The following is a 4,376-nucleotide window of genomic DNA, read 5'->3' on the forward strand; positions in this document are numbered from 1 at the left end:
AAAAACACTTGGCTACGAAACGCCAAGTGTTTTATTCTTGAATCTGTTCCAACCGCTAATGCCCGGGTGTTGCACTTGAAATCCGAATTCAAGATTCGTCAGCCAAACGCCGATGTAATTTCAGGTACAGGCTGTTGACACTGCAGATGCCAGCAGCCGTCGGTTTCGCAGTATCGGAGGCAGTCAGATCCAAAGCAAACAGCCGCAGGAGCCGGCGAAATTTGGGCTCGGTAATTTTACTGAATTTTTGGTACTTGTTTTTTTAATTCATTTTAGAAGATTATCACTATATTGAATGATTTTGCTTCCTAAGCCCCTTAATTATAAATAGCACAAAATTTTCTATTTAAATTAAATATAAAAAGCCGTCTGAATCATTCAGACGGCTTTGATACGGTAATCTTAGAAAATTTCTCGCCAAGAAATACGGCGAATTGAAGATTTTCCTGGCAAATAAACTTGGGTGAGACTTAATTTACCTTCACTATCTTTTGTTAAGAGAAACAATTTACCATCAGTAGTTTTTAATAAAATAGGTGATCCCACTGCATCTAGTTGTCTGCGGTATGAGGAGCCAGTAAAGTTCTTATCAAAGAAACCCCTCAAACTAGAACCAGAAGCTGCTTCAAGTGGGTAAGTGTAACCAGTTGACTGAATTGTATTACAAGACAAGGCAGGATTACTACCATCAAGGAAGGTGTTAACAATCAAATATTTTCCATTTTCCAAGTAGGGGTTATAAAGTACTTGCTCATACTCAACTTTGCCATTAATAGGCACTCGTGTTAAGTCTAGATACCAACCCGATTTGGTATTCCAATCAACATTCATGTTGCTTAGTTGATTTGTTTTGCCGCTGTCATGTACTGCTTGTCCTTGCATTTGGTTGCGATCAATTTGAGCAGTAGTATTGCCTGGAGTCATGCTAAAAGATAAAGCTGTTTTATCACGAATACCATAGATACTTTGTTGGCCTGTAGCATAAGTGGTTTTTCCACCCAAATAGCCTTCTTTACGCATCCCCGTACCAAAATTCAGAATAACGTCGCCAGATGTACCGTTCATACGGGACACGATAATTTTAGTGGAAATTGGTTGGATAGCGGGTGCAGTAAACAGCTTCTGTGGTTGACTAGTCCAATCATTGCTATTGGAGGACAGAAGGTTAAAGCGCCATACATTGCCCAATATATCACCAGCATAAGCATAATCGTAGACGTTGTCCCCATCCAAATCTATTGGGGTGACATAAGCAATACCGTTAGGAGAGGCTGGTGTACCTGATTCTCCTGTGCTGATAAATTTAAAAGAGGGGTTACCAGTGGTTTGGTCGATAGACATTACATAAATACCAGCTGGACCTCCAGAGGCAGTACAGTTGCCGTTGGCAGCATCGGTAGTGGAGCACCAACCATTACCGAATACCGCGCCCCAGTTTCCATCATGGAAGCGACCGAATACGGGAGTGCCGTAGGTATTGCCTAAGTTGCTCCAGTCTCCTCCCGAAGAACGAGACCATTCGCCTATTACGTTGGATGCATTGAATGAGTCGGGATTGGTAACATCTAAGGCATAGATGGTGTCGCCCCCGGCGCCTAGACCACCCATAACCCAAGTGTGCCATGCCCCGCCATAGAACACATCACCTATCCCTACAGGAGCATCGGTGTAGTAGTTGTGGGCATATTGTGGACTGAAGAAGTCTAAGCCTGGATCAGTTTTATTGTGCATCCGTGACAGCACTGCACCCGGGACGTAGGCAAAAACTTCCTGACCATCATTGTTCGCGGTTTGGAATTGTCCGGCTGCGTTATAGCTACCGCTGCGGAAGGCATGCAAGAAACCATCGTTTGAACCGGCAAATACAATATTTGTACGTGTACGGTTTGAGTTGGCAAAACTGGTATAAGAAACATTGTTTTCGTTCATAACCGCACTTGGATAGCGCGCATCGTGCCAATGAGTAGTAGCTAGATAAGGTTTATTGTTTGGATAACCTGACCATACCGGACTGGAGTTGATGATATCGCCTAACAGGTTTTTGCGTGGACGGAAAACGCCATTGGGTTTGCCGACCTCTCTGCTGGTATCACCTTTTAGATAAGCTAGCCGAGCCTCGCCCATAGCAGAAGATTCGCTGGAGGAGAATAAGGCATTTTGTTGCGAGGAATTGATATTTGTCCACTCTAAGGATGTGCCGGCAGAACCCGTCCAAGTAAAGAGATTGCGGACAGTTTGTTTATTGACATTTGCCTGGCCGGTTCGATCGCATTGGCCACCAGTCAATACACAAGCGGCATCCCAGTTGGCATTGGGTTGTACTGTATAAGTACCGTCAGGCTTACGCAGAATGTTTTGTGCCGTTAAATTGCCATACCAGTGCACTTTATTAAAGAATGACAGATAAACCTGTGAGTCAGACACTATTTTCGCATCAGGTAAGTTTACTTCTGCTGAACCTTCAGATTGAGTGGCTGGAGTCGCTTTAAAGCACAATACTTCATGGTTGTTATTGGCACCACCTGTCGCTCCCATAAATCCAAAGCGGAAGCTTTCTGGTAAGGGGCCATTTGCAGCTACAATATCATAGTCTGTCATCACTGGCTGGAAATCACCACCGTCATAGCTGATCCATACACTAGCTTTACCGTTTGGTGTAATACGGATTCTATATAGCATAGGGACTGCCTGTTCGCGCGATTTAACAAATTCTGTAGCAAATCTTCGAGGCAGTTGCTTATGGGCAAAATATTGGTAATTATATAATTTTAATCTTGGATCTGTGGCTTTGTCGCTTAGCACAAGAGGGCTTTGACCTGCAGGTAGGTATGCAGAGTCAATAGTGAGTTGGCCAGTGCGGCATACATTGGCAAATCTGCGGTAAGATGGAGCATTATAGCCTGTTCTACCGAATCCAGATGTGGAGGCCCATAAGTTAGTCCAGTTGTTTTGTACAGATGTAGGTACAGTACCCCAACCAAACTTAGTATAAACCTCCTGTAACAAATGCTTACTAATATAGGTATGGTTAATAGAGCCTGCACCACGAATGCCGATCGTATTTGGCAACCGATAGGTTAGACCTGGTGCACCAGTAGAAGTGTTATCTCCTTTAAAAACAAAGTTACCCCATTCATCAATACCGATACCCATGTACCCGCCATAAACACCACTAAAAATAGGGTTGTCATTGGTGCATGAATAGCCAATTGAACCTCCCGAGGCACCTAACGTGGGTGGTTTGCTACCATCGGCCAAGAAGAATGTCATACCGTCGGCACCATTGCCTCCCCATGTATAAGTAATAAATGTAATTTCGACCCCCTCTTGGGTACCAAAAGTGAAATCTGAGACAATGCCGCCAACCGTTTGGTTTTGTGCAGGAGTTAAACGTAAGACTCCTTTGCCAGGATCATCTTTTTTCATCCCGTCGCATCCAGGCGGAGAGCCAGCGGTTGTTGCGGTCGGCTTAGCTGATCCAGTACCCGCAGTTAAACAAGCACTGTTGACTACAGTAAATGAGGGAGAGGATGGATCCCATGGATTTTTAATCCCATCACCTGGCAGAGGCATCAGCCATTTATTATTAGTTGCTGTACCTGAGAAGTTCTCTTCAATTACGCCATTGAAAGAGGCCTCACCATAGGCTTGAGGTATATAAATTGCCATTATAGCGGCGACTAATATTTGATAAGTTGGAGTAGTTTTTCTCCCAACTTTAGCTTGCTGTTTTTTCATTGTGGTTTTCATTTTTCAAACTCCCGCAGGTAATGCAATAAATTGTCAGTCTTGGTCTTAAAATTCAAGATAATGTAAGTGTATTCAAAAAATATACTCTTAGTTCAATACGTTGATTATTTCAATAAAATTAGTAATAAATACTATATATTTTAAAGCGTGGAATTCACTCTAACTAAAAATAGGTAATTTTTATGCCATGTTACTTACAAATGGGCGACTTAACAAAATTTAATAAAAATAGCTGACTTAACAATGCCATGATAAAACTTCCTTAGCCTTTTTGGCAAGCACTTGCCTTAAATTAGAAAACTTATGGGATATCGAAAATTAAGTAATCTTTGGAGTTTGCCAAGTATCTTAGAAATTTACAGTACCTCTCTTTATTAATTATGATGATGGCTTTCAGAGTATTATCACTTTCAAACTATAGTTTAAGATTATACTAGATTAGTGGATATATTGCCCTTAAGGTATGATGGTAACATGTTGTGAATTAAAAGCATAGAAACACTTGCGCCATTGTCTATATACCAGGCTCCTCTAATTTGGCAGTCTTATTCTGAGACCTTTGCAATAACATAAGTTATTAAAATTTTATGCTCAACACCATTTTCAAAATGAGGAACCTCCCTGAT

At 42.0% G+C, this 4,376-nt stretch carries 1 protein-coding gene and 1 pseudogene; both read right to left on the minus strand.

Annotated elements, in window-relative coordinates:
• Window positions 1-100: 100 nt before the first annotated feature.
• A pseudogene (locus ACTHSL_RS12075) lies at window positions 101-235 on the minus strand (IS1595 family transposase); the annotation flags it as partial.
• A 167-nt stretch (window positions 236-402) separates the two neighbouring features.
• Window positions 403-3,738, minus strand: a complete 3,336-nt coding sequence (locus tag ACTHSL_RS12080; protein ID WP_440381588.1) for a pilus assembly protein — start codon at window positions 3,736-3,738, stop codon at window positions 403-405.
• Between the last annotated feature and the right edge of the window lie 638 nt (window positions 3,739-4,376).

It is taken from the genome of Neisseria sp. P0008.S010, from assembly GCF_051962715.1.
In the GTDB taxonomy this organism is placed as follows: Bacteria; Pseudomonadota; Gammaproteobacteria; order Burkholderiales; family Neisseriaceae; genus Neisseria; species Neisseria elongata.